This window comes from Frigoribacterium sp. MCBA15_019 (assembly GCF_001864945.1).
Classification (GTDB): Bacteria; Actinomycetota; Actinomycetes; order Actinomycetales; family Microbacteriaceae; genus Frigoribacterium.
In genome coordinates this window covers 674,055-694,708 of sequence record NZ_MJGS01000001.1, presented here as the reverse complement: position 1 = coordinate 694,708, position 20,654 = coordinate 674,055, and the positions used below count along the sequence as shown (strand labels likewise).

27 protein-coding genes are annotated in these 20,654 nt (G+C 69.9%); 10 read left to right on the top strand and 17 right to left on the bottom strand.

Annotated features, from left to right (window positions below; translation table 11 throughout):
* The first annotated feature begins 57 nt into the window (after nt 1-57).
* The 3 genes from BIV04_RS03345 to BIV04_RS03335 all read left to right on the top strand — a co-directional run bounded on the left by BIV04_RS03345 (nt 58) and on the right by BIV04_RS03335 (nt 4,161).
* Nucleotides 58-1,494 (top strand): GuaB1 family IMP dehydrogenase-related protein, encoded by a 1,437-nt coding sequence (locus BIV04_RS03345; RefSeq protein WP_071254095.1) that lies wholly within the window; start codon nt 58-60, stop codon nt 1,492-1,494.
* Nucleotides 1,495-1,651: 157 nt separating this feature from the next.
* Entirely contained in the window at nt 1,652-3,124 is a 1,473-nt protein-coding gene (locus BIV04_RS03340) for a hemolysin family protein (RefSeq protein WP_083396092.1), read from the top strand.
* Nucleotides 3,121-4,161, top strand: coding sequence for a hemolysin family protein (locus tag BIV04_RS03335; protein WP_043593716.1), 1,041 nt, complete (start codon nt 3,121-3,123; stop codon nt 4,159-4,161). The genes BIV04_RS03340 and BIV04_RS03335 overlap by 4 nt, the downstream gene beginning before the upstream one ends.
* Before the next feature lie 97 nt (nt 4,162-4,258).
* Here the strand turns inward: BIV04_RS03335 and BIV04_RS03330 are convergent, their stop codons facing one another.
* On the bottom strand, nt 4,259-5,416 hold the full coding sequence (locus tag BIV04_RS03330) for an NADH:flavin oxidoreductase/NADH oxidase (protein ID WP_083396091.1): 1,158 nt from the start codon (nt 5,414-5,416) through the stop codon (nt 4,259-4,261).
* Nucleotides 5,413-6,048, bottom strand: a complete 636-nt coding sequence (locus BIV04_RS03325; RefSeq protein ID WP_071254094.1) for an HAD family phosphatase — start codon at nt 6,046-6,048, stop codon at nt 5,413-5,415. Before BIV04_RS03325 ends, BIV04_RS03330 begins: the two co-directional genes overlap by 4 nt.
* Before the next feature lie 53 nt (nt 6,049-6,101).
* On the opposite strand from BIV04_RS03325, the gene BIV04_RS03320 reads away from it, so the two are divergent.
* Nucleotides 6,102-6,935, top strand: a complete 834-nt coding sequence (locus tag BIV04_RS03320; RefSeq protein WP_071254093.1) for an ADP/ATP-dependent (S)-NAD(P)H-hydrate dehydratase — start codon at nt 6,102-6,104, stop codon at nt 6,933-6,935.
* Nucleotides 6,936-6,988: 53 nt separating this feature from the next.
* On the opposite strand, the gene BIV04_RS03315 is transcribed toward BIV04_RS03320, so the two are convergent.
* The 4 genes from BIV04_RS03315 to BIV04_RS03300 form a co-directional block, all read right to left on the bottom strand.
* Nucleotides 6,989-7,681 carry a YceI family protein gene (locus BIV04_RS03315; protein WP_071254092.1) on the bottom strand — a complete coding sequence of 231 codons (693 nt, stop codon included), beginning with the start codon at nt 7,679-7,681 and terminating at the stop codon, nt 6,989-6,991.
* Nucleotides 7,682-7,796: 115 nt separating this feature from the next.
* Nucleotides 7,797-8,600, bottom strand: coding sequence for an amino acid ABC transporter ATP-binding protein (locus BIV04_RS03310; protein WP_083396090.1), 804 nt, complete (start codon nt 8,598-8,600; stop codon nt 7,797-7,799).
* Nucleotides 8,597-9,439: an amino acid ABC transporter permease gene (locus BIV04_RS03305; protein ID WP_255364129.1), complete on the bottom strand. Its 843-nt coding sequence runs from the start codon at nt 9,437-9,439 to the stop codon at nt 8,597-8,599. The genes BIV04_RS03310 and BIV04_RS03305 overlap by 4 nt, the downstream gene beginning before the upstream one ends.
* Before the next feature lie 26 nt (nt 9,440-9,465).
* A complete protein-coding gene (locus tag BIV04_RS03300; RefSeq protein ID WP_071254732.1) occupies nt 9,466-10,296 on the bottom strand; it encodes a transporter substrate-binding domain-containing protein in 831 nt (276 codons plus the stop codon).
* Between the two features lie 79 nt (nt 10,297-10,375).
* Here BIV04_RS03300 and BIV04_RS03295 point away from each other — a divergent pair, with 79 nt between their 5' ends.
* Genes BIV04_RS03295 through BIV04_RS03285 form a run of 3 tightly spaced genes read left to right on the top strand, consistent with a single transcriptional unit; the run spans nt 10,376 to nt 12,215 of the window.
* Nucleotides 10,376-11,707: a glycosyltransferase 87 family protein gene (locus tag BIV04_RS03295; protein WP_083396154.1), complete on the top strand. Its 1,332-nt coding sequence runs from the start codon at nt 10,376-10,378 to the stop codon at nt 11,705-11,707.
* Nucleotides 11,704-11,910 (top strand): thiamine-binding protein, encoded by a 207-nt coding sequence (locus BIV04_RS03290; RefSeq protein ID WP_071254090.1) that lies wholly within the window; start codon nt 11,704-11,706, stop codon nt 11,908-11,910. Before BIV04_RS03295 ends, BIV04_RS03290 begins: the two co-directional genes overlap by 4 nt.
* Nucleotides 11,910-12,215 carry a thiamine-binding protein gene (locus BIV04_RS03285; RefSeq protein WP_071254086.1) on the top strand — a complete coding sequence of 102 codons (306 nt, stop codon included), beginning with the start codon at nt 11,910-11,912 and terminating at the stop codon, nt 12,213-12,215. Before BIV04_RS03290 ends, BIV04_RS03285 begins: the two co-directional genes overlap by 1 nt.
* Here BIV04_RS03285 and BIV04_RS03280 read toward each other — a convergent pair.
* Together BIV04_RS03280 and BIV04_RS17010 are read right to left on the bottom strand one after the other, a co-directional pair.
* The gene (locus tag BIV04_RS03280; RefSeq protein ID WP_071254084.1) at nt 12,158-12,874 is read right to left on the bottom strand and encodes a hypothetical protein; all 717 of its coding nucleotides are present in this window, start codon (nt 12,872-12,874) and stop codon (nt 12,158-12,160) included. The genes BIV04_RS03285 and BIV04_RS03280 overlap by 58 nt on opposite strands.
* Nucleotides 12,871-13,014, bottom strand: coding sequence for a hypothetical protein (locus tag BIV04_RS17010; RefSeq protein WP_177174752.1), 144 nt, complete (start codon nt 13,012-13,014; stop codon nt 12,871-12,873). The genes BIV04_RS03280 and BIV04_RS17010 overlap by 4 nt, the downstream gene beginning before the upstream one ends.
* 86 nt (nt 13,015-13,100) lie before the next feature.
* Between BIV04_RS17010 and BIV04_RS17005 the strand changes: the two genes are divergently transcribed.
* Together BIV04_RS17005 and BIV04_RS03275 are read left to right on the top strand one after the other, a co-directional pair.
* Nucleotides 13,101-13,274, top strand: coding sequence for a hypothetical protein (locus tag BIV04_RS17005; RefSeq protein ID WP_177174751.1), 174 nt, complete (start codon nt 13,101-13,103; stop codon nt 13,272-13,274).
* A 353-nt stretch (nt 13,275-13,627) separates the two neighbouring features.
* Nucleotides 13,628-13,915, top strand: coding sequence for a hypothetical protein (locus tag BIV04_RS03275; protein WP_143048521.1), 288 nt, complete (start codon nt 13,628-13,630; stop codon nt 13,913-13,915).
* Nucleotides 13,916-13,926: 11 nt separating this feature from the next.
* Here BIV04_RS03275 and BIV04_RS03270 read toward each other — a convergent pair whose 3' ends face one another.
* Both BIV04_RS03270 and BIV04_RS03265 read right to left on the bottom strand, forming a co-directional pair.
* On the bottom strand, nt 13,927-14,394 hold the full coding sequence (locus BIV04_RS03270; protein WP_071254080.1) for a hypothetical protein: 468 nt from the start codon (nt 14,392-14,394) through the stop codon (nt 13,927-13,929).
* On the bottom strand, nt 14,394-14,900 hold the full coding sequence (locus BIV04_RS03265; RefSeq protein ID WP_071254078.1) for an ImmA/IrrE family metallo-endopeptidase: 507 nt from the start codon (nt 14,898-14,900) through the stop codon (nt 14,394-14,396). Before BIV04_RS03265 ends, BIV04_RS03270 begins: the two co-directional genes overlap by 1 nt.
* A 141-nt stretch (nt 14,901-15,041) precedes the next feature.
* On the opposite strand from BIV04_RS03265, the gene BIV04_RS03260 reads away from it, so the two are divergent.
* Complete coding sequence (locus BIV04_RS03260; RefSeq protein WP_071254076.1) at nt 15,042-15,332, top strand: hypothetical protein; 291 nt, start codon at nt 15,042-15,044, stop codon at nt 15,330-15,332.
* 94 nt (nt 15,333-15,426) lie between these two features.
* On the opposite strand, the gene BIV04_RS03255 is transcribed toward BIV04_RS03260, so the two are convergent.
* From BIV04_RS03255 to BIV04_RS03225, 7 genes are read right to left on the bottom strand one after another with little or no spacing between them, the layout of a single operon-like run.
* A complete protein-coding gene (locus BIV04_RS03255) occupies nt 15,427-15,969 on the bottom strand; it encodes a hypothetical protein (protein WP_143048520.1) in 543 nt (180 codons plus the stop codon).
* Between the two features lie 45 nt (nt 15,970-16,014).
* Nucleotides 16,015-17,643, bottom strand: a complete 1,629-nt coding sequence (locus BIV04_RS03250; RefSeq protein ID WP_071254070.1) for a hypothetical protein — start codon at nt 17,641-17,643, stop codon at nt 16,015-16,017.
* 38 nt (nt 17,644-17,681) lie between these two features.
* Nucleotides 17,682-17,930 (bottom strand): holin, encoded by a 249-nt coding sequence (locus BIV04_RS03245; protein WP_218141787.1) that lies wholly within the window; start codon nt 17,928-17,930, stop codon nt 17,682-17,684.
* A complete protein-coding gene (locus BIV04_RS03240) occupies nt 17,927-18,310 on the bottom strand; it encodes a hypothetical protein (RefSeq protein ID WP_071254068.1) in 384 nt (127 codons plus the stop codon). The genes BIV04_RS03245 and BIV04_RS03240 overlap by 4 nt, the downstream gene beginning before the upstream one ends.
* Nucleotides 18,303-18,761, bottom strand: a complete 459-nt coding sequence (locus tag BIV04_RS03235) for a hypothetical protein (RefSeq protein WP_071254066.1) — start codon at nt 18,759-18,761, stop codon at nt 18,303-18,305. Before BIV04_RS03235 ends, BIV04_RS03240 begins: the two co-directional genes overlap by 8 nt.
* The gene (locus tag BIV04_RS03230; RefSeq protein WP_071254064.1) at nt 18,758-19,504 is read right to left on the bottom strand and encodes a hypothetical protein; all 747 of its coding nucleotides are present in this window, start codon (nt 19,502-19,504) and stop codon (nt 18,758-18,760) included. The genes BIV04_RS03235 and BIV04_RS03230 overlap by 4 nt, the downstream gene beginning before the upstream one ends.
* Nucleotides 19,504-20,652 (bottom strand): hypothetical protein, encoded by a 1,149-nt coding sequence (locus tag BIV04_RS03225; protein WP_071254062.1) that lies wholly within the window; start codon nt 20,650-20,652, stop codon nt 19,504-19,506. The genes BIV04_RS03230 and BIV04_RS03225 overlap by 1 nt, the downstream gene beginning before the upstream one ends.
* Between the last annotated feature and the right edge of the window lie 2 nt (nt 20,653-20,654).

The window sequence follows — 20,654 nt, the reverse complement described above, 5'->3', positions numbered from 1 at the left end:
CTTAAGCGCAAACGGCTGGTCCTCGGCGGGACGACTCACAGGGATTACCGTGGACCCATGCGGTTCTACGAGACGACCCCCACGCACGATCTGACCTACTCCGACGTGTTCCTCGTCCCGAGCCGGTCGTCGATCACCAGCAGGCTCGACGTGTCCCTCGCCCCGGGCGACGGCACGGGGGCCACGATCCCGATCGTGTCGGCCAACATGAACTCGGTCACGGGCCCACGCCTGGCGGCGACCCTGGCCCGTCGCGGCGGCCTCGGTGTGCTGCCCCAGGACATGCACCTGCAAGACCTCGACGCCGCCATCCGCTGGGTCAAGGCCCAGCCCGTCGACTACGACACGCCCTACTCGCTCGACGCGGGCCAGACCGTCGAGCAGGCGCTCTCGGTCGTCCCGGCCGTCGAAGGCCACGGCATCGTGCTGCACGACGGCACGGGGGCGTACCTCGGCTGCATCGCCACCTCCCGCCTGGCCACGGCCCCGCGGGACGCGGTGCTCGGCGACCTGCTGCACGGCGCCCTCACCTCGCTCGACGCCGACGACGTCGACAGCCCGCGCGACGCGTTCGACCGCATGGTGGCGGCCGACATCCACTTCGCCCCGGTGCTGCGGCACGGTCAGGTCATCGGCACGGTGAGCCGCAAGAGCGCGCTGCGGTCGACGATCTACCAGCCCGCCGTCGACGCCGACGGTCGGTTAAGCGTCGCCGCGGCGATCGGCATCAACGGCGACGTCGCGGGCAAGGCGAAGGCCCTCGCCGCGGCGGGCGTCGACGTGCTCGTGATCGACACCGCGCACGGCGACCAGGACGGCATGATCCGGGCCGTCCAGGCGGTGTCCGCCCTCGACCTGGGCCTGCCGATCGTCGCGGGCAACGTCGTCACCGAAGAGGCCGTCCGGCACCTCGTCGCGGCCGGCGCGTCCATCGTCAAGGTGGGCGTCGGGCCCGGCGCCATGTGCACCACCCGCATGATGACCGCCGTGGGTCGTCCCCAGTTCTCCGCCGTGCTCGAGACGGCGGCCACCGCTCGTGCCCTCGGGGCGCACGTCTGGGCCGACGGCGGCGTGCGTTACCCGCGCGACGTGGCGCTCGCCCTCGCGGCGGGTGCTTCGTCGGTGATGATCGGCTCGTGGTTCGCCGGCACCATCGAGGCTCCGGGCGAGCTGGCGAGCGACGAGCGCGGCCTCTACAAAGAGAGCTGGGGCATGGCCTCGACCAAGGCCGTGCGCGGTCGCTTCGAGCGCCTCGACCCGTACGAGCTGGCCCGCAAGACGCTCTTCGCCGAGGGCATCTCGTCGTCGAAGATCTACCTCGATCCGCTGCGTCCCGGTGTCGAGGACCTCCTCGACATGATCACCTCGGGCGTCCGCAGCTCGTTCACCTACGCCGGGGCGACGTCCGTCCCCGAGTTCGCCGAGCGCGCGCTCGTCGGCGTCCAGTCCGCGGCCGGTTACGAAGAGGGCAAGGCGCTCCCCGTCAGCTGGTGAGACGGGGGCGAGGTCACGTGACGGGAATCGTGCCGGTGCCGTAAGATCGCCCGTCTATGGATGACCCTCCGTCTCAGACGACCGCACCCTCGCACCATCGCACGCCGCGCCTCCTGACCACGGGCGCTCCCTCCACCGAGTGGGGTGACTCCGCCCGGTGAACGAGTGGATACTGCTCGCGTTCGGCCTGCTGCTCACCGTGGGCACCGGCCTCTTCGTGGCCAGCGAGTTCTCGCTGGTCAACCTCGACCGGTCCGACCTCGAGGCTCGTCAGTCCCGGGGTGAGAAGGGGCTCGCCCCGACCATCGGCGCTCTGCGCATCACGTCGACCCACCTGTCGAGCGCCCAGCTCGGCATCACGCTGACGACCCTGCTGACCGGCTACACGATGGAGCCCGCGATCTCGCGGCTCATCTCGCCGCCGCTCACCGCGGTCGGCGTGCCCGAGGGGGTCGTCGCGGTCGGTGCCCCGATCGTCTCGATCGTCGTCGCCACCCTGCTGTCGATGATCATCGGCGAGCTCGTGCCCAAGAACTTCGCGCTGGCGCTGCCGCTCAAGACGGCGAAGCTGGTCATCCCGTTCCAGGTGCTGTTCACCACGGTGTTCAAGCCGGCGGTGGCCCTGCTCAACAACACGGCCAACGCCGTGCTTCGCGCCATGGGCATCGAACCGAAAGAAGAGCTGTCGGGTGCCCGCACGGCCGAAGAGCTCTCGTCGCTCGTGCGCCGCTCGGCGACCGAGGGCAGCCTCGACCGCGACACGGCGACCCTGCTCGCCCGCACGCTCGTCTTCAGCGACCACACCGCCTCCGACGTCATGACCCCGCGGCCCCGTCTGTCGACCGTCGCGCGCGGCGACTCGGCCGAGACCGTCCTCGAGTTGGCTCGACGCACCGGCTACTCGCGGTTCCCGGTGACCGACGACGGCATCGACGACGTCGTGGGCCTCGTCCACGTCAAGCAGGCCGTCTCGGTGCCGCGTGAGAAGCGGGCCGACGTGCCCGTCTCCGCGCTGCTGACCGACGCGGTCCGCGTGCCCGAGACGATGACCCTCGACAACCTGCTGAGCGAGGTGCGCGGTCGCGGCTACCAGATGGCCGTCGTCGTCGACGAGTACGGCGGGACCGCCGGGGTCGTCACCCTCGAGGACCTGATCGAAGAGCTGGTCGGCGAGGTCAGCGACGAGCACGACCGCAGCCGGGTCGACGTCGTCCGCTCGCGCAACTGGCTGACCTTCCCCGGTCTGCTGCGGCCCGACGAACTGCTCGAGCGCGCCTCGGTCAAGGTGCCCGAGGACGGCCCCTACGAGACCGTCGGCGGTTGGCTCATGAGCGAACTCGGCCGCCTGCCCAAGGTCGGCGACGTGGTCGAGACCGACGACGGCGCGTTCCGGGTCGAACGGCTCGACGGCCGACGCATCGACCGCATCCGCTTCACGCCCACGCCCGACGACGTGCCCGAGGTCACGGCGACCGAGCCGGGCCGACGCGACGGCCGCGGACGCGACGACCGCGACCGGACCGGTCGACGCGACCCGAAGGTGCTGCCCGAGAAGGAGCGTCCCGAGAAGGCGCGCACGGGCGTCGAGGACGACCGTCGCGCGGTCCGCACGAAAGAGGTGACCCGATGAGCAGCGACTGGTGGGGCATCGTCTGGCTCGTGGTGCTGCTGGCCGGCAACGCCTTCTTCGTGGCGGCCGAGTTCGCCGTCATCTCGGCCCGCCGGTCGCAGATCGAACCCAAGGCCGAAGCCGGCAGCCGCGCCGCCAAGACCACGCTCTGGGCCATGGAGCACGCGACGATGATGCTCGCGACGACGCAGCTCGGCATCACGATCTGCTCGTTGCTGATCCTCAACGTGTCCGAACCGTCGATCCACCACCTGCTCGAGGGGCCGCTCGGTTGGACCGGACTCAGCCCCGAGTTGGTCAGCGTCGTGGGCTTCGTCATCACGCTCGTGCTCGTGTCGTTCCTGCACGTGGTGTTCGGCGAGATGGTGCCGAAGAACATCTCGTTCTCGCTGCCGGACCGTGCCGCCCTGCTGCTGGCCCCGCCGCTCGTCGCCATCGCCCGCGTGCTGCACGTGGTCGTGCTGGCCCTCAACCACTCGGCGAACGCCGTGCTGCGGGCCTTCAAGGTCGAGCCGAAGGACGAGGCGACCAGCGCCTACACGGTCGACGAGGTCGCGACGATCGTGGCCCAGTCGCAGCGCGAGGGCATGATCACCGACGCCACCGGCACGGTGCGCGCGGCGTTCGAGTTCACCGAGAAGACCGTCGCGCAGACGGCCGTCCCGATGGACGAGCTCGTCACCCTGCCCGAGGACGCCACGCCGCACGACGTCGAGCGCGCCGTCGCCCAGCGCGGCTTCTCGCGGTACGTGCTGGTCGACGACGGCGGCGACCCCACGGGGTACCTGCACCTCAAGGACGTCATCGACCTCGACGAGGACGAGTTCGCCGACCCGGTTCCGCCGAAGCGCATCCGCCAGCTGATCTCGATCTTCCAGGGCACCGAGCTCGAGGACGCCCTGGCGACCATGCGCCGCAGCGGCGTCCACGTCGCGCGGTCCTTCGACGAGACCGGCGCCACGCGCGGCGTGCTCTTCCTCGAGGACATCCTCGAAGAGCTGATCGGCGAGGTGCAGGACGCGACCCGGCGTCGCTGAGCGACGCTGCGCAGACGACGCGACCCGCGCCTCCTGACCCCGAGAGGGTGAGGAGGCGCGGGTCGCGTCGTGCGGGACCGCTGCGGCCCCGGGGGGCTCAGCGCACGCGGAAGGGTGCTCGCTCGTACTGCGGCGGCGTGTAGTCGAGCTCGACCCCGAGCTCTGCCGCGGCGCGCAGCGGGAAGTGCGGGTCGCGCAGGAATTCGCGCGCCATGAGCACGACGTCGGCCCGACCGCTGGCCACGACCTCGTTCGCCTGCTCGGCACCGACGATGAGGCCGACGGCCCCCGTCTCGACGCGGCCCTGGCGACGGACGTGCTCGGCGAAGCGCACCTGGTAGCCGAGGCCGACCGGGATGCTCACACCGGCGACGAGGCCGCCGGTCGAGATGTCGAACAGGTCGGCGCCGGCGTCGTGCGCCCAGGCGGCGACGGTGGCGGTGTCGTCCTCGTTCCAGCCGCCGTCGGCCCAGTCGGTCGCCGAGAAGCGGACGAGCAACGGGTGCTCGTCGCCGGCCTCGGCACGGACGGCCGCGACGACCTCGAGCAGGAAGCGCGCTCGGTTCTCGAGCGACCCGCCGTACCGGTCGTCGCGCTCGTTGCTCAGCGGCGAGAGGAACTGGTGCAGCAGGTAGCCGTGGGCGGCGTGCAGCTCGATCAGTTCGAAGCCGGCGTCGACCGAGCGGCGCGCGGCGACGCGGAACGCCTCGACGAGGTCGCCCACCGCCTCGGTGGTCAGGGCGACGGGCTCGTCGTAGCCCTCGAAGGCGACCGCCGACGGAGCGACGGTGGTCCAGCCGCCCTGTTCGGCGGGAACGGTGCCCTGGGTCTCGCTCCACGGGCGGAAGGTCGAGGCCTTGCGGCCCGCGTGTGCGAGCTGCACGCCGGGCACGGAGCCCTGTGAGCGGATGAAGGCCGTGATCGGGCGGAACGCCTCGACCTGTGCGTCGTTCCAGAGGCCGAGGTCTTGCGGAGAGATGCGGCCCTCGGGCGTGACCGACGTGGCCTCGGCGATGACCGCACCCGCGCCTCCTCGGGCGAGGGAGCCCAGGTGCACGAGGTGCCAGTCGGTGGGGACGCCGTCCTCGAGCTCGGCCGAGTACTGGCACATGGGGGCGACCCAGAGGCGGTTGCGGAAGGCCTGGCCGCGCAGGGTGATCGGGTCGAAGAGGCCGACGGTCGCGCCGGTGGGCGTCGCGGTGGTGTCGGGGGTGGTCGTGGGGACTGCGTCCGTCTGGGTCACGAGGGGGGTCATCGCCTTTCGGTGGGGAGGGCCGCGAGCTCGTGGACGAAGTGTCGGAGCGGCTCGGGCCCGGTGTAGAGGTGCCCGGTGATGCCGAGCGCCTGGGCGGCCTCGACGTTGTCGGACCTGTTGTCGATGAACACCGTGTCGGCGGCCGTTGTTCCGAGTTCGGCCAGGACGTGCTCGAAGATCGTGGCCGACGGCTTGAGGTCGTCGAGTTCGGCGCTGACGAAGACGCGCTCGAACAGCTCGCCGAGGGGTGAGTGCCGGAACGGCGACGCGAAGTCGAGACCGGCGTTCGAGAGGAGGGCCAGGCGCGTGCCGCCGTCGGCCAGGTCGGCGATGACGTCGAGCGTGCCGGGCTCGGGGCTGAACCACGACGGGAAGTCGGCGGCCCAGAGCTCGTGCACGCGGGTGCGGGACCAGTCGGCGCCGGTGTCGGCCTCGATCGCGCGCCAGTACGCGCCGGAACTCAGCGTGCCTCGGTCGAGTGCGTGGCGGTGACGGCCGTAGCTGGGCCAGAGCACGCCCGGGTCGACGCCCGCGAGCTCTTCGATGCGGCGGCGCGAGGCGTCGTCGGGGAACCGCGAGATCACCTCGCCGTAGTCGAAGACGACGGTGCGGCCGGGGAGTGAGATGCTCATCGACCCACCGTATCGGCGGACCCGTCGGGGTCGGGGCCGACTACCGTCGGGGCGTGACCTCCGACACCCGCTTCACCGACTGGACCCCCTCCGACGCCGCCGACCGGATCGCCGTCCCCGCGGTCGACGACGACAAGTACAGCCGCGGCGTGCTCGGCGTCGTGACCGGCTCGAGCTCGTACCCGGGCGCCGCCGTGCTCGGCGTCGAGGCCGCGCTGCACACCGGCGTCGGCATGCTGCGCTACCTCGGCCCCGCCCGCGCGTCCGACTTCGTGCTGCACCGTCGGCCCGAGGCCGTGACGAGCCCGGGTCGCGTGCAGGCGTGGTTGCTCGGCTCGGGGGTCGACCCGGACCACCTCGACGACGAGACGCGCGACGGGTTCGCGACCGGCGCCTCCTCGGGGGTGCCGCTCGTCCTCGACGCCGGGGCGCTCTCGCTGCGTGAGCAGGCGACCGGGCCCGTCGTGCTGACGCCGCACTTCCGCGAGCTGGCGAAGGCCTCGGGTCGTGAGGTCGGCGACGTCGCCGCCGATCCGGCGGGCGCCGCCGAACGTGCGGCGGGGGAGTGGGGCTGCACGGTGCTCGTCAAGGGGCACCGCACGTACGTCGCGTCGCCCGGCGGCACGCGCCTCGTCGCGGCCAGCGCTCCGACGTGGCTCGCGACCGCCGGCGCGGGCGACGCCCTCGGGGGAGTCCTGGGCGCCTTGGTCGCGACGCACGCGGAAGAGATCGCCGCGGACGAGGAGGCGCTGGCCCGGTTGGCCGCGACGGCTGCGGTCGTCCACGGCCTCGCGGCGTCCCGGGCGAGTGCCGGGGGACCGTTCACCGTGCTCGGCCTGGTCGACACCCTGCCCGCCACGATCGCCGAGCTGCTGCGCCGGAGCTGAGTCCGGACGTGCCGCACTCGACGGGCGAGGGCCCGGCGCGAGCACCCGTGGGGTCAGGAGGCGGGGGTCGCCGCCACGAGGAACTCGACCGTGCCCTGGTCCTCGACCTTGACGAAGCCGAGGCTCGGCGCGTCGACGCCGTAGTCCGAGAAGGTCACGGGGATCGACCCGCTCACCTGCACGCCGTCGCCCGAGAGCGCCGCCTGCAGGGGCACGGTGACGGTCTTCGTGACGCCGTGCATGGTCAGCTCGCCGGTCGCCTCGACCTTGGCCACCTCGCCGTCGGAGGGGACGGCCGCCTCGATCGGATGGGTCAGCGTGAAGGTGGCCGTGGGGTACTGGTTCACCTGCATGGCGGTGCCCCGGAAGTAGTCGTCGCGATTGCTGCTGTCGGTCGCGATCGAGGCGACGTCGACGTCGATGGTCGCGGCCGAGATGGTCGTGCCGTCGACGGTGATGGTGCCGGAGACCTTGTCGGTCTTGCCGACGACGGTGACGTCGGTGCCGTTCAGCACCTCGTCGACGCGGTAGCCGGCCGTGCTGCCGTCGCCGATGCTCCAGTCGCCCGTGAGCTGGCTGGGGTCGAGCGTGCTCGAGCCGGGGGTGAGCGAGGCGGTGGGCGCGGCGTCGGGTTCACCGACGATCACGTCACGGTAGAAGGCCGGCCCGGCGAAGGCCGCGGTGGCCCCCAGGACGACGACGACGGCTGCGGCGATGCCGAGCCCGATCTTGGTCTTCTTCTTCATGGGTTTTCGTCCTTCGGAGGGGTCGGCGTGACGCGCGGCGAGTCCACGGGGCTGATCCGATGGTGACGTGTCTCCTTTGCAACGACCTGGGAGGCGCTGGTGAAGACGGTGGGGGTCAGGGAGCGGTGAAGCGGGTGAGGAACTCGCGGGTGCGGGCCTCGCGCGGCGCCGTGAAGAGCTGCGCGGGTGTGCCCTGCTCGGCGATGCGGCCCCGGTCGAGGAACACGACCCGGTCGGCGACGTCGCGGGCGAAGGCCATCTCGTGCGTCGCCATGAGGATCGTCGTGCCGACCTCTTTGAGCGTGCGCACGAGGTCGAGCACCTCGCCCACCAGCTCGGGGTCGAGCGCGCTCGTGATCTCGTCGAGCAGCAGCACGGCGGGGCGCGGGGCCAGGGCGCGGGCGATGGCGACCCGCTGCTGCTGCCCGCCCGAGAGGCGGTCGGGGTAGGCGCCGGCCTTGTCGCCGAGGCCCACGCGCGTGAGGACCTCGAGGGCGCGCTCGTTCGCGGCGGCCTTCGGCAGGCGCAACACGTGGCGGCTGGCGAGCGCGACGTTGTCGAGCACGGTCAGGTGCGGGAAGAGGTTGAAGTGCTGGAAGACGACGCCGATCCGGGCACGGACGGCGTCGACGCGCACCCGGGGGTCGGTGATGTCGTCGTCGCCGAGCAGGATGCGGCCGTCGTCGATCTGTTCGAGCAGGTTCACGGTGCGGAGCAGGGTCGACTTGCCCGAGCCGCTGGCCCCGATCAGCGCCACGACCTCGTCGCGTGCGACGTCCAGGTCGATGCCGTCGAGCACGACCGTGTCGCCGAACGACTTGCGCACGCCTTCGAGGCGCAGCACCGTCTCGGGGCCGTGGGCGGCGGGGGTGACGGGCACCGCGCCTCCTGCGGCGGGATCGGGGATGGCGGTGCTCATACGACGCTGCCCGCCTGTTCGCGACGACGGAGGCGCGCCGACAGCCAGTCGGTCAGCCAGATGGTGGGCAGGGCCAGCAGCACGAAGAGCAATCCGGCGAGCACGTAGGGCGTGAAGTTCGCCGCGGTCGCCGTCTCGATCTGCGCGGCGCGGACGGCGTCGACGGCCCCGAGCACCGAGATGAGACCGACGTCTTTCTGCATCGAGACGAAGTCGTTCATGAGGGCGGGCGTCACCTTCCGCAGCGCCTGCGGGAACACGACGAGGCGCAGGGTTTTCGCGTGGCTGAGGCCGAGCGACCGGGCGGCGAGGCGCTGTGACGGGTGGACGGCATCGATGCCGGCACGGATGACCTCGGACACGTAGGCCGAGTAGGTGAGGATCAACGCGATCGTGCCCCAGAACTCGGCGGGCAGGCGCGGAATGCCGAGGCCGAGGCCCGGCACGCCGAAGCCGACGAGGTACAGCACGATGATCAGCGGCATGCCGCGGAACAGGTCGGTGTAGCCCCGCACCAGCGCCCGGACGGGGAAGAACACCGGCCCCCGCAGGGTGCGCAGCGCGGACAGGACGGTGCTGACGACGGCCACGCCGACGGCGGCGACCAGCAGCACCCGCACGTTCAGCCAGAGCCCCTCGACGACGCGGGGCCAGGCCGAGGCGAAGGTGGCCCCGTCGAGGAAGCTGAACTGGACGCGGGACCAACCGGGCGTGCTGGTGACCGCCCACCAGGCGAGGACGGCGAAGGCGACCGTGCTGACGGCGGCGATCACGACGGAGCGGGTCGACTGTCGTCGACGGAACGCGCGCCGGTCGAGTTCGAGGTCGCTGACCGCCACCGGGTCGGCCGCGACCGTGCGAGGCGCTACGACAGCTCTTTCACGTCGTAGTCGGCGAGCCACTGCTGCTGCAGCTCGGCGAGCGTGCCGTCGGCCTGGAGGCCGTCGACCGCCTTCGTGACGTCGGCGGTCAGGGAGCTGCCGAGCGGCAGGACGATGCCGAGCTGGTCGCTCGCCCCGTCGGTCGCGGGCAACTGGCCGAGCACGACACCGCCCTCGACGAAGTAGGTGGCGGTCGGGACGTCGAGGACGATGGCGTCGACCTGGCCGGCCTCGAGCGCTGCCTTCGCGTCGTCGTTCGAGTTGTAGGCCTGCACACCGCCCTCGGGGTCGATGGCGTTCTCGGCGGCGGTGAAGCTCGTCGTGCCGCTCTGGGCGCCGATCGCGAGGCCCTTCAGGTCGGCGATCGAGGTGGCGTCGGCCGCGGCGGTGCCGGGCAGGGTGACGACCGCCTGGCGCGTCTCGTAGTAGGCGGGGGAGAAGTCGACGGCCTTCTTGCGCTGGTCGGTGATCGAGAACTGCTGCAGGTTGAGGTCGAAGGTCTTCGGCCCCGGCGCGATGGCCTCGTCGAACGTGGTGCGCACCCAGACGACGTCAGAGTCGTCGTAGCCGAGCTTCTCGGCGACCGCGTAGGCGACGGCGGCCTCGTAGCCCTTGCCCGACGTCGGGTCGTCGTCCTCGATCCACGGGCCGTAGGCCGGTTCGCCCGTGGCGACGGTGAGCTTGCCCTCGGTGACGGCACCGACGCCCGCGGCGTCGGCACCCGAGCCCCCGTCGGACGAGCAGGCGGCGAGCGACCCGGCCAGCACGAGGGCGGCCGCGGTCGCGACGAGTCGGAGGGAGGCGGGTCTGCGCATGAGTGGGATCGTAGCGGCGACCGCCGACGTCGGCCGACGCATGACGCCCGGTGTCGGGACCGACGGCTAGCCTGTGGGCATGCCGACCCCCGTGCCCTCCGCGTCGGCCGACCCCGGTGCACCGACCGTCCGTGACGCGCGGACGTCGGGCACCCGCTCCGGGGCCGACGGTCGCAGCGCGTTCGTCGCGCGGGCGAGGTCGCTCGCGGCGTCACCCGTGGTGCTCGGCATCGCCTTCGTACTCGTGCACGCCTGGCTCGTCCGGCTCAACCTCGTCGGCGGCAACCGCACCCTGGGCGACGTCGACGTCGTCTACCGCACCTGGATGCAGCAGGGCATCGGGGGCGGCGACTGGGTGGGCGTCGACCGACCGTGGGTCTACCCGTTGCTCGCCGCGGTGCCGATGCTGGTCGCCCGGCTCGGTGGCGATTCGGGCTACGGGGCGGTGTGGCTCGTGCTCGTGTCGCTGTTGAACGCCGGAGCCTTCGTCGTGCTCGTGGCCCGGCGGCGCGCCGGGTCCGTGGTCGCCGCGTGGTGGTGGCTCGCCTTCCTCGTCGCCCTCGGACCGATCGCCCTCGGTCGCATCGACGCCGTCACGGTCGCCACAGCGCTGGTGGGGCTGCTGCTCGTCTCGACCCGGCCCTCGCTGGCGTCCGCCCTGCTCACGATCGCGGCCTGGGTCAAGGTCTGGCCCGCCGCCCTTGTGGTGGTCGCCGTCCTCGCCGTGCGTCGTCGGGTCGAGGTCGTCGTGGCCGCGGCGGTGACGAGCGCGGTCGTGGTCTCGATCTCGCTCGTGCTCGGCAGTGGGTGGAACGTGGTCGGTTTCGTCGGCCAGCAGGCCGGTCGCGGGCTGCAGGTCGAGTCGCCCGCGGCGGTGCTCTGGCTCTGGCGCGCCGCCGCGGGGGTCCCCGGGACCTTCGTCTACTACGATCGTGAGATCCTCACCTACCAGATCGCCGGCGACGGGGTCGGGTTCGCCGCGAAGGCGATGAGCCTCGTGATGGCCGCGGTCGTGCTGGGCGTCGTGCTGCTGGGTCTCCGGGCGGTGCGCCGCGGGGTGACGGCCACGCGCCTCCTGGGTCCGTTGTCGCTGGCCGTCGTCGTCGCCCTCATCGTGACCAACAAGGTCGGTTCGCCGCAGTTCGTGGCGTGGCTGGCGGTGCCCGTCGTCGTCGGGCTCGTGCTCGCGCGCTCGGGCGGGCCGCGGTTCGTCGTGCCGGCGGTGCTGGCCGTGGTCGTGGCGGGGCTGACGCAGGTGGTCTACCCCCTCGAGTACGACGCCCTGCTCGCCGCGCGAACCGACCTGGTCGCCGTGGTCACCGTGCGGGCCGTGCTCGAGCTCGGGCTGCTGGCGTGGGCGGTCGTCACGCTCTGGCGCGTCCGCCCCGCACACGCGAGGATGGACGCATGATCGTCGCGTTCTCCGTCTCGCCCAGTGGTGCCGCTCCCGAGGGCGGGCCGTCCTCCGGCTCCGAACCCGACTCGGTCCACTCGGCCGTGGCGGCCGCCGTCGCGGTCGTGCGGGCGTCCGGCTTGCCGAACCACACCTCGTCGATGTTCACCGAGATCGAGGGCGCGATAGCACCGAGAGTAGTTGAGAGGAAGGCTGCCTGATGCTCGTGGCATTCAGTGTCGCCCCCAGCGGCGATGGAAAGTCGGATGGCTCCGTCCACGACGCAGTTGCCGCCGCGGTGCGAGTCGTGCGCGAGTCGGGCCTTCCAAACCGGACGTCGTCGATGTTCACGGAGATCGAAGGCCCCGACTGGGACACGGTCATGGACGTTGTGAAGCGCGCGACTGAGGCCGTGGCCCCGTTCGGTTCCCGTGTTTCGCTTGTGCTCAAGGCCGATATTCGACCTGGCTACTCGGGTGAGATCGACGGCAAGCTCGAGCGCCTCGAGGCCGCGCTGGACGAGTAGGCGCCCAAGACGGCCAGGGCTGGCTTGACGTATTCGATCAGTTGGCCTGCCTTGGGGCCATTCTTTGCCGTGTAGGAGATCTGCTCCAGCTCAAGAACCGCCGCGATCGCACCCTCGATTCCTCTGAGCTGCGACTTCATGTCCGTCCAGACCCAGTCCTGGACCAGCGACCACGAGCCGGTCTGGAACTTGAAGACGCCGAGGTCGGGCTGCTCCTTCAGGCGGAAGTAGACCTCGACGTCGGGGGTCGGGCCGACGCCGTCGCGGCTGCGCTGCTTGCGCTCCTGCAGCGACAGGTGCGCGTCGGGGTCCGGCGTGCCGTCGTCCTTCGTCTCGCCGTCCGTCGTGTAGATCGGCTTGCCGTTGCGGCCCCAGAGGACGAGGCGCTGGCGCACCGACTTTGGGCTGTCGATGATGACGTCGATCTCCTTGGAGGCCGTGAAGACCTCGAGGTTGTCTTCGCCCTTCGCCGGCCACTCCTGCGGGGCGTCGCCGCCGAGCAGGTCGTAGATGGCGGAGGCGACCTCGGGGTCGCCGGTGGTGACGCGCCACTCGGTGAGGGCGGCCGGCCGGTCGTTGAGCTGGTAGCCGGAGCGGAAGCGGCCGACGACGTCGTCCGCGAGTGGATGAGGGGCGGCCAGGGCCGTGGAGACGATCATGCGGCAACGCTTTCGCTCGGTGCCCAGTCGCGGACGTAGGAGCCGTCGGTGAAGACGGTCGTGAAGTGGGCGGGGTCGTTCGCGTCCGGGATGATGACGTAGTGCGTGATGGTGTCGTCGTCGAGCAGTGCGGTCTTCATGGTGTCTCCTTCGGTCGAGTGATTTAAACCATACGCCCAAATTGGGGGCTGTCAAGGATTAAATCCATACAGGTAGCCTGAGGTTTATGACGGAGAAGAAGGGCCGCGGGCGGCCACCCTTGGAAACCAAGCGCGAGCACGTGAAGAACGTGAGCTTTACGGAGGCCGAACGCCACGAGGTCGACGCCGCCGCCGGAGCGGTTCCGGTGGCGCGGTGGATACGAGAGGCTGCCCTTGAGAAGGCGCGACGCAGGGAATAAGTATCAATAATCTAGTGTTTCACCTATGAGTCGCACGGTGCGGCGAGCGGCGAGGCCGCAGATAGGAACAGAAAATGCGAATCAAAGGACAGAGGCCGGCCACGGCCGAGTGCCCCCGGCCCGGCTGCTCGGGTCTCTTGCTTGAGCAGGAGAAGAGCATCACAGAGATCCGAGGCGACATGCGATGCATCGAATGTGGATTCACGGTGCCCGCGGTCCAGGGCTGATCTGGCATGAACACCGAAAGTGCCCCGTCCGGGTCTGGCCCGGACGGGGCATGAGGTGTCGGGTTAGTTGTGTCGAAGTACGGGGCCGGGTAGAGCCGCGCCGAGCGCAGAGGCTAGAGTCCCAGCATGAATGACTTTCGAAACATGAAGCCGGGGGAGTCGCGGACCCTCGACTGGGATGGCGAGAGCGTCATCGTGTCTGCCGAGACGGAGTTCGTCTTCTGGGTCTCGAAGTACGTCGACGGTGCGGCCTGGAAGGTGGCCAAGCTGACCCACGCTCCGGACGCCGACCCCGAGCACCCATGGATAGTCGAGCCAACGGGTCCGCGCTACGACGAGGAATCGTATTCGAGCTGGGGTAGCGCGTTGCGTACGGCGGCCGACATGAAGGTCGAGACCGGCGAATTCATGTGAAGCGTCGAGGCCTAGCCGCCGTGGTGTTGGCTCCAGCGGTGCCCGTCCTTTGGGAACAAATACCGGGCAACGATGACAACGATGCCGATAACTTCCACGACGGTCGCAGAGAGCCAGCCGAGGATGACTGCAGGCTCTATATCCCAGTCCCTGCCTAGCCAGGCATACAGAACAAAGACTCCGTCAGCCACGACGAGTTGGCCAATCATGGCGCCCACGGACCACCGTGCAACCAGTGCCTTTAACCGCACGTCGAGATCGTGATCGGCGAGGACAACTTCCTCAAGGCTGGTGGGTTGCTTGCGGCTCCAGGGCCACCGTCGGCGGCGGAGACTCGCGCTCAGCGGCGCGCCCGTGGAGTCCGAGACACGCTTGAAGCTGTCGCGTCCTGCGGCCCGAAGGATGTCGGCGATCTCGGCGGATGACGCGGAGAGTGTCCGCGGAGGGCGCGGAGCCTCCGGCGGCTCGGGTTCGCTCACTAGCCGTCCACGCGCCGATAGCCGAGGTTCTCGAGGTGGAACTGCATTGACTGCAGCGACACCCCAAAGAAGCGAGACATCTCCAGCACATTCCGACCGGCCTGCACGAGGACCTTGACGGCTAGGGGTGGCATGAGGAGGTGCGCGGCAAAAGTATTCGCGAAGATCTCCTCGTCGTGAGCGCCTTCGCTTGATCGGCCATCCCTGCGGTCGACGAAGCCGACGAAATCGCCTTCGTCGCGGCGCTGCTCGAAGTGCCCGAGCTCGTGCGCTGTCGTGAAGCGTCGACGGACAGGCGGGTCTTCGATGTCGACGAAGATTTCCGCCGCCTCGCCCGGGTCCTTCTTGAGTAGGCCGCTGATGTTGTCGGGGAGCTGTCCCTCGTATACCTGGACGCCCATGCGACTAGCGATGACTACCGGGTCGACGGGGAACCGGTCGGAGTCCCAGGCCTGGTCGAGCACGGAGGCGGCGGCTCGTTTTGCCTGGTCGCTCGTGGCGGACATGAGTACCTCCTTCGGCGGGTAGAACGAGGGTGGGGTCCTGGTGATTCCCCACTACACGCGAGAGTATCAGCGGCTCGCAGTGGTGCCCTGAGGCGCGCTCGAGTCTCGCCCGCTGTCAGCGGCCCATGCCACGCTCGCCGCATGGCAGTCCAACCCGACAAGCGCGACAAGGAGATCCAGGACCGCGAGGCCGGCACGAACGTCACCGAGCGGGCCCGGGTGGGCCGGTACTGGCTCGGGGCGCTGGCGATGCTGCCGCACCCGGCGGGGTTCTCGATCCGCGTCGACGGGTCCGAGCGCGTGCTCGGCAGCGTGTGGCGGGACCTGCGCGGCGGGTGGACGACGGAGAACGCCAGGACGCGGCGGGAGCTGGGGCGGGCGAGCAGCCCGGCGGAGTGCCTGGCGTGGTGGGTGGGGGAAGAGGGGCCGTGAACGACGAAAAGCCCCGCCCTCCGGGGTGGAGGGCGGGGCTTGGTGGGGATCCGGCTGAATGGTAGGCGACACAATGCAGTTGACCCGATCGTGCCTACAGCCTCGGCGAATCCACGAAGGCGGGGACCCCGATTGCGACTGAAGTCGGAATCCGAAGCACGCCGTTTATGTCTTCGAGAAATTGAATCACCAGATGGGGCTGCGGCTCGTGCACAAGCTCACAGTGGGCCATGTCCAGGTCGAACCTTGTCCCGGCGAGCACACTCGCGAGCAGGCGGGCCCATTGCTCGCTATGCCTGTCGACCCGGACCGAGTCGTACTCCACTCCGGCTTTTCTCAAGACGTCATGCAGTTGCGCGAGGATGGATTCAATGGGGAAGAAGAGGTCGATTTTAAAGGTGCCCCCGTGCGTAGCCGTTTGTCGGAAGTGTGCGACGAACTCGGTCACATATTGATACGAGGTACCCTTGGTTCGCTGCCTGTGTGCGATGCAGTCACCGACATCTCTGAGCAACGGCATGCCTCTGGCTTCTTCTCGCACGCTCATGAAGATGAACGACACATCGGAGCGCGAGATCTGTCCAAGTTCCGCTGCGGGCATTAGCTGTTGCAGGTGTTCCAGATCCGTCTGCCGCATGTGGGCATGCTAGGCCTTGCTATGGGGCCCGGGATGCCAACGTAGTCACACCCGCAGCCAGTTCGTGCCGTCGCTGACGACGGTGCAGGTCTGCCACTGGGCGAGCGCGACCGTGGCTGCGCCGTCGATGGTCTTGCTCGTGCCGGCCGTGGCGACCGTCATGCTCGTCGCGTTGACGTTCTTGACGGTGACGGGGCGGCCGACGGGGGCGGTCGCGGGGTCGAGGAGCGTGACGGTTGCGCCGGCGGCGCTGTCGAAGACGATGGTCCGATCGAGGGTCGTCATCGTGTACGCGCTCGTGCGTCTCGTGAGTGCCGTCGCCGCGTACGGGCCGAGGGGTACCCAGCCAGTCGTCGCAGCGTCGCCAGCCTCTTTGACGTAGACCGTTGTGCCGTAGTCGCCCGACGTCCGCAGGTAGAGCGACCCGGTCGGCGCCGTGATGTTGCCTTCGGGGGCTCCGGCGCCCGTGTAGATGCCAGCGGCCGTCGTCGCGGTGCCGAAGATGACTTCGGGGGCACCCGCGCCGCGGTTGACGGCGGCTGCCGTGCGCATGCCGGTGAGGAACGTGTGCGACCCGACGTGCTGGCTGACGCCGGCCGCCGCGTTGACAATGGTGTTGGTGCCGGCGACTGCTTCCTTGACGTGGACCCCGCCGGGCCAGGTGCCGCCGATGTAGCCGTAGCCGAGCGAGAAGTGGTTGTACTTGGCGGCGCCGGACGCGGCGTAGATGTAGGCGATCGTCGTGCCGGACTGGTCGTAGAAGTTGTTCGCCGCGACGGTGTTGTCCTGGGCCTGGTCGAGCTTGATGCCGTAGGGGTAGGCGCCGACCTCGATGAGGTTGCCGGTGATGACGTTGCCAAAGACGGAGTTGGCGGTGGTGCCGGAGTTGAACTCGATGCACGCGCCGTCGGTGAGGTTGGAGCCGCAGGCCTGCCACACGGTGTTGTCGCGGACGGTGACGCCGTTGCAGTAGGTCTGCCCGAAGACGACGCGGCGGACGCGGTTGAACCAGTTGCCGGCGACAATGCTGCCGTAGCCCTGGAACGGGCCGTTGTCGGTGGTGTCGAAGTCCCCACCGGTGGGCGTCGTGCTCCCGCCGAGGATGATGGCGTCCTGGTCGCACTGCTGGTTGCGCTTCGAGGGGTTGCCGATGAAGGCGTTGCCCTGAATGTCGACGGTGGTGTTGGTGGTCTTGAAGAACGGCACCGAAGAGACGCCAAGGTCGGTGAATGTGACCCCGCGGATCGTGAGACGCCCGAAGCCGCGTGTCAGGACCTTGGCGGCGCCGGTGCCGGCGTAGCGGAGATCGAGCTGAGTGCCACCGACTGGGGTCTGCGCGATGCTCGAGCCGCGGCCCGAGGCCCACGCGCCGGTGCCGATGATCGTCAGCGGTGCCTGGACTGGGGCGCCTGTCGAATCGAGGGTGAAGGGGAGGTCAATCTGTCCGTCGAGGCGGACGGTTCCCTCCGGTAGCAAAAGCGAGCCGCCTCCGTCTGCGAGGAGAGCGGTGAGCTCGGCGAGGAGCACGGAAGTCTGGTCGGTTCCGTCAGTCGTGACCTTGGAGTGGCGAATGCCGGCGAGGGCGGTGCCGCCGATGACCTTGTCGAGGGCGTCAAGGACCCCCTGCGGCGGGAGCTTGGTCGTGTCATCGACGGTGAATACTTGCCTACCCATGTAGACCTACTTTCTCGGGTGCTGCGTGGGGAGGGTGGTCAGGCTGCGTGGCGGCCGGAGCCAGCGGTGTCGACGAGCGAGGCGTCGCCGTTGCCGATGCCGGAGGCGACGATCGACTTGAGGAGCGAAACGACCGCGGCGAGGCCGGCGATGGAGCCGGTGCTGGCCCAGTCGATGTCGACGAGGCCGATCGAGCCAGCCGTCAGGACGCCGATGGCGGCCTGGGCCGCGGTGCTGATGGCACGCTCGGCGGCGTCTTTCCAGAAGGTGGGGGTGTAGATGCTCATGCGCGGGGCCTTTCAGTGATGTAGGCGAGCTCGTCGACAAACGCCGACGGCGGGGTGGGGATGGGGTGGTCGGGCGCGAGGCGGTAGACGATCGCGATGAGGCCGCGGGCGAAGGCCAAGAGTTGGCGAATGTTCGCTCGGTCGGTGTCGCGCTGCTCCTCGAGGTGGCCGACTCGCTGGCGGAGGTCGCGAATCTCTTCGCGGAGAGCTGCGAGGATGGCCTGCCACTCGTCGACGTCGACCTGACGGCTGGCGACGTCGGCGGTCCTGGCTGCTGCTCTGGCGCTCGAGCGTGCCGTGTAGCGGACGCCAAAGAAGGTGACGACGGCCCCGAGGAGCAGGCCGATGGGGCCGAGGGCGGGCTGCAGCCAGTCAGGCACGCGGGCCTCCTTCGTGGGTCGAAATCGTGCTGGGCGGGGGCTCATCTGCCTCCTTCCAGCCCGAGACGATGAGGACCAGTGCGAGCACGAGCAGCCACCTCGCGGCGCCGGTCCAGCCGAGCGACCAGTCGGTCAGGCCAGCGAAGTAGCCGACCCAGGACCAGACGTACGAGAAGGCGATCGCCGTGGCGGGAATGACCAGCGCCGAGAAGCCGATGGCGTCGCGGCCGGTGCCGCGGAAGGCGGCCCAGAGGCCCAGGGCTGCCGGGACAAACCACAGGATGACGCGCATCGGCACGGGGAGGAAGGTGTAAAGGATGAAGCGGCCGTCGTCTTCCGTGGGCGCGAGGATGGCGCGGAGGCCCGTCAGAGCGAAGACGAGCGAGAAGACGACGAGGGCGAGGCCGCGGCGGCCGAGGCGTTCTCGGACTCGTCGGTAGGGGCGGATCATGCGGCGGCCTCCAGGGCAGCTAGGCGGCGGGTGATGTCATCGCGGAAGGCGCGCGTCTCGGCGACGTGGGCCTGGATGAGGGCAAGGCAGACGACGCCGAGGAGCTCGTAGCGGACGCCGCGCAGTTTGTAGGCCTCGTCGTAGATGCCGAGCATGGGCTCGCGCTTGACGACGAGCTCGGCGACGAGGCCGAGCTGCTCGACGCGGTCGGGGTCGCCCTTGTAGGCGAACACCTTGGGGATGAGGGTGAGCCAGTGCTCGAGGTCGGCGCTGAAGTTGCGGAGCAGCGACTTCGTCGACATCGTCGACGGGGCGTAGCCGAAGTTGCCGTCCTGGTCGACGTACATGGCGACGTAGCCGACGGTGACCTGGTTGGAACGGACGCCGGTCGAGGTCATGCCGGCGTTGGCGGTCAGCCGTCCGCCCGCTGAGAGGGTGCCGCCGAAAGAGCCGCCGCCGGTCGCCGAGATCGTCGTCGCCGACGACACCGCGCCCGACGCGGAGACCGTCGTCGGAGCGATGGCGCCGGGCGCGGCTACGCGGGCGGCCATGGCGGCGTCAGCCTGCTCGCGGGTGTAGTACCCGGTGGCGAGCTTCTCTTCGATGGTTCGCCCGAGGTCCGAGACAATCGGCTTGACCGTCTCGGCGATCGACGCCTGGTTTTCACGGACCGTGCGTTCGATACGCTCGAAGCGGCGCGAGTCGCGGGCCTCGTCGTTGGGCACGCTGGCGGTGATTGCCACTAGGCCTCCTCGGGGTCTTGCAGGACGGGCGTGATCTTCTCGGGGGACGAGGCGCTCTCGAAGCTGAGTTCCCAGCCGACTGCACGAGCGACGCCCGTAAGTCCGCCGGGGAAGCCGGGGACGGTCTCTCGCCCCAAGCGGTCGGGGCCCCCGACGACGTAGCCGATGTCGTCGCCGGCGTTCCAGTCGATGCCGACGCGCGGGGCGCTCTTCGTGACCGAGCCGAGCGACAGGGCGAGGGCCCCGTCGCGCACCGCAGCGGCGCGCGCGGTCGCGTGATCTTCGAGCGTGCCGACGTCGGTGATCGACGTCGACGGGGAGAACCGTTGCTCGAAGGTCGGCCGCTCGGGGTCGCGGGTCACGACATGCCGGGACTGGGGGCGTTCGTCACCCGACGCCGACGAGGTCGCCAAGACGTCGTTTGCGCCGCCACTCGAGGAATAGTCCTCGCTGTACTCGGCGTCGGACACGGGGCCGGGGATCTCGAACGTGGCGTTGGGCGAGAGGTTTGGCGTCACGGCCCGGCCGAGGCGCGTGCCGACCTGGAGGACGGGCGTGATGATTGTGCCCGTTCGCTCCCAGCCGACCGTCCACTCGGGACCCCCGTCGACGGCCATGAGTTCTGTGAGCGCCGAGTAGAGGGTCTTGTCGGACTGGTCGGCGTAGGTACGGGTGCGAGCGGTGCCGGCGCTGCCGATGCGCTCGAGGCGAAGTGGGAGCCCGCCGTTCGACCCTGCGGCTGCGTACTTAGCCACGAGGGTCGTCACGATGGTGTTCTGGTCCACGCCGACGAAGGGGTCCGCGGAGCCGAACACCTCGTCACCGACGTACCGGCGGTCGAAGTAGGCTTCGGCCGTGGCGAGCGAGACGTCGATCGTGTCGCCCTCGGTGCGGGTGCGCTTCGTCAGCAGCCCGCCCCATACCGGTAGGTCGCTCGCGTCGTCGACGACGACGAGGAAGGTCGCGCCGGGCTTGGTGGCGCGCAGCCAGTTCTCGGGTGTGCGCCGGGTGCCGACGGGGAGCTTGGCGGTCGTCGTCGTGTAGGTGCCGATCTGAGTCGAGACCTTGTCGCAGGACAGGTCAGGGAGATCGGCGATGACAACGCCGGTGCGGGCCTCAACGGCCAGCCACGAGTACGTCGCCGCCATGG

Excerpts from the sequence above, each read along its gene's own strand:
- BIV04_RS03345 (WP_071254095.1), top strand. The coding sequence starts at position 58 with ATGCGGTTCTACGAGACGACCCCCACGCACGATCTGACCTACTCCGAC.
- BIV04_RS03335 (WP_043593716.1), top strand. The coding sequence starts at position 3,121 with ATGAGCAGCGACTGGTGGGGCATCGTCTGGCTCGTGGTGCTGCTGGCC.
- BIV04_RS03330 (WP_083396091.1), bottom strand. The coding sequence starts at position 5,416 with ATGACCCCCCTCGTGACCCAGACGGACGCAGTCCCCACGACCACCCCC.
- BIV04_RS03325 (WP_071254094.1), bottom strand. The coding sequence starts at position 6,048 with ATGAGCATCTCACTCCCCGGCCGCACCGTCGTCTTCGACTACGGCGAG.
- BIV04_RS03315 (WP_071254092.1), bottom strand. The coding sequence starts at position 7,681 with ATGAAGAAGAAGACCAAGATCGGGCTCGGCATCGCCGCAGCCGTCGTC.
- BIV04_RS03310 (WP_083396090.1), bottom strand. The coding sequence starts at position 8,600 with ATGAGCACCGCCATCCCCGATCCCGCCGCAGGAGGCGCGGTGCCCGTC.
- BIV04_RS03300 (WP_071254732.1), bottom strand. The coding sequence starts at position 10,296 with ATGCGCAGACCCGCCTCCCTCCGACTCGTCGCGACCGCGGCCGCCCTC.
- BIV04_RS03295 (WP_083396154.1), top strand. The coding sequence starts at position 10,376 with ATGCCGACCCCCGTGCCCTCCGCGTCGGCCGACCCCGGTGCACCGACC.
- BIV04_RS03290 (WP_071254090.1), top strand. The coding sequence starts at position 11,704 with ATGATCGTCGCGTTCTCCGTCTCGCCCAGTGGTGCCGCTCCCGAGGGC.
- BIV04_RS03285 (WP_071254086.1), top strand. The coding sequence starts at position 11,910 with ATGCTCGTGGCATTCAGTGTCGCCCCCAGCGGCGATGGAAAGTCGGAT.
- BIV04_RS03280 (WP_071254084.1), bottom strand. The coding sequence starts at position 12,874 with ATGATCGTCTCCACGGCCCTGGCCGCCCCTCATCCACTCGCGGACGAC.
- BIV04_RS17010 (WP_177174752.1), bottom strand. The coding sequence starts at position 13,014 with ATGAAGACCGCACTGCTCGACGACGACACCATCACGCACTACGTCATC.
- BIV04_RS17005 (WP_177174751.1), top strand. The coding sequence starts at position 13,101 with ATGACGGAGAAGAAGGGCCGCGGGCGGCCACCCTTGGAAACCAAGCGC.
- BIV04_RS03275 (WP_143048521.1), top strand. The coding sequence starts at position 13,628 with ATGAATGACTTTCGAAACATGAAGCCGGGGGAGTCGCGGACCCTCGAC.
- BIV04_RS03265 (WP_071254078.1), bottom strand. The coding sequence starts at position 14,900 with ATGTCCGCCACGAGCGACCAGGCAAAACGAGCCGCCGCCTCCGTGCTC.
- BIV04_RS03260 (WP_071254076.1), top strand. The coding sequence starts at position 15,042 with ATGGCAGTCCAACCCGACAAGCGCGACAAGGAGATCCAGGACCGCGAG.
- BIV04_RS03255 (WP_143048520.1), bottom strand. The coding sequence starts at position 15,969 with ATGCGGCAGACGGATCTGGAACACCTGCAACAGCTAATGCCCGCAGCG.
- BIV04_RS03250 (WP_071254070.1), bottom strand. The coding sequence starts at position 17,643 with ATGGGTAGGCAAGTATTCACCGTCGATGACACGACCAAGCTCCCGCCG.
- BIV04_RS03245 (WP_218141787.1), bottom strand. The coding sequence starts at position 17,930 with ATGAGCATCTACACCCCCACCTTCTGGAAAGACGCCGCCGAGCGTGCC.
- BIV04_RS03235 (WP_071254066.1), bottom strand. The coding sequence starts at position 18,761 with ATGATCCGCCCCTACCGACGAGTCCGAGAACGCCTCGGCCGCCGCGGC.
- BIV04_RS03225 (WP_071254062.1), bottom strand. The coding sequence starts at position 20,652 with ATGGCGGCGACGTACTCGTGGCTGGCCGTTGAGGCCCGCACCGGCGTT.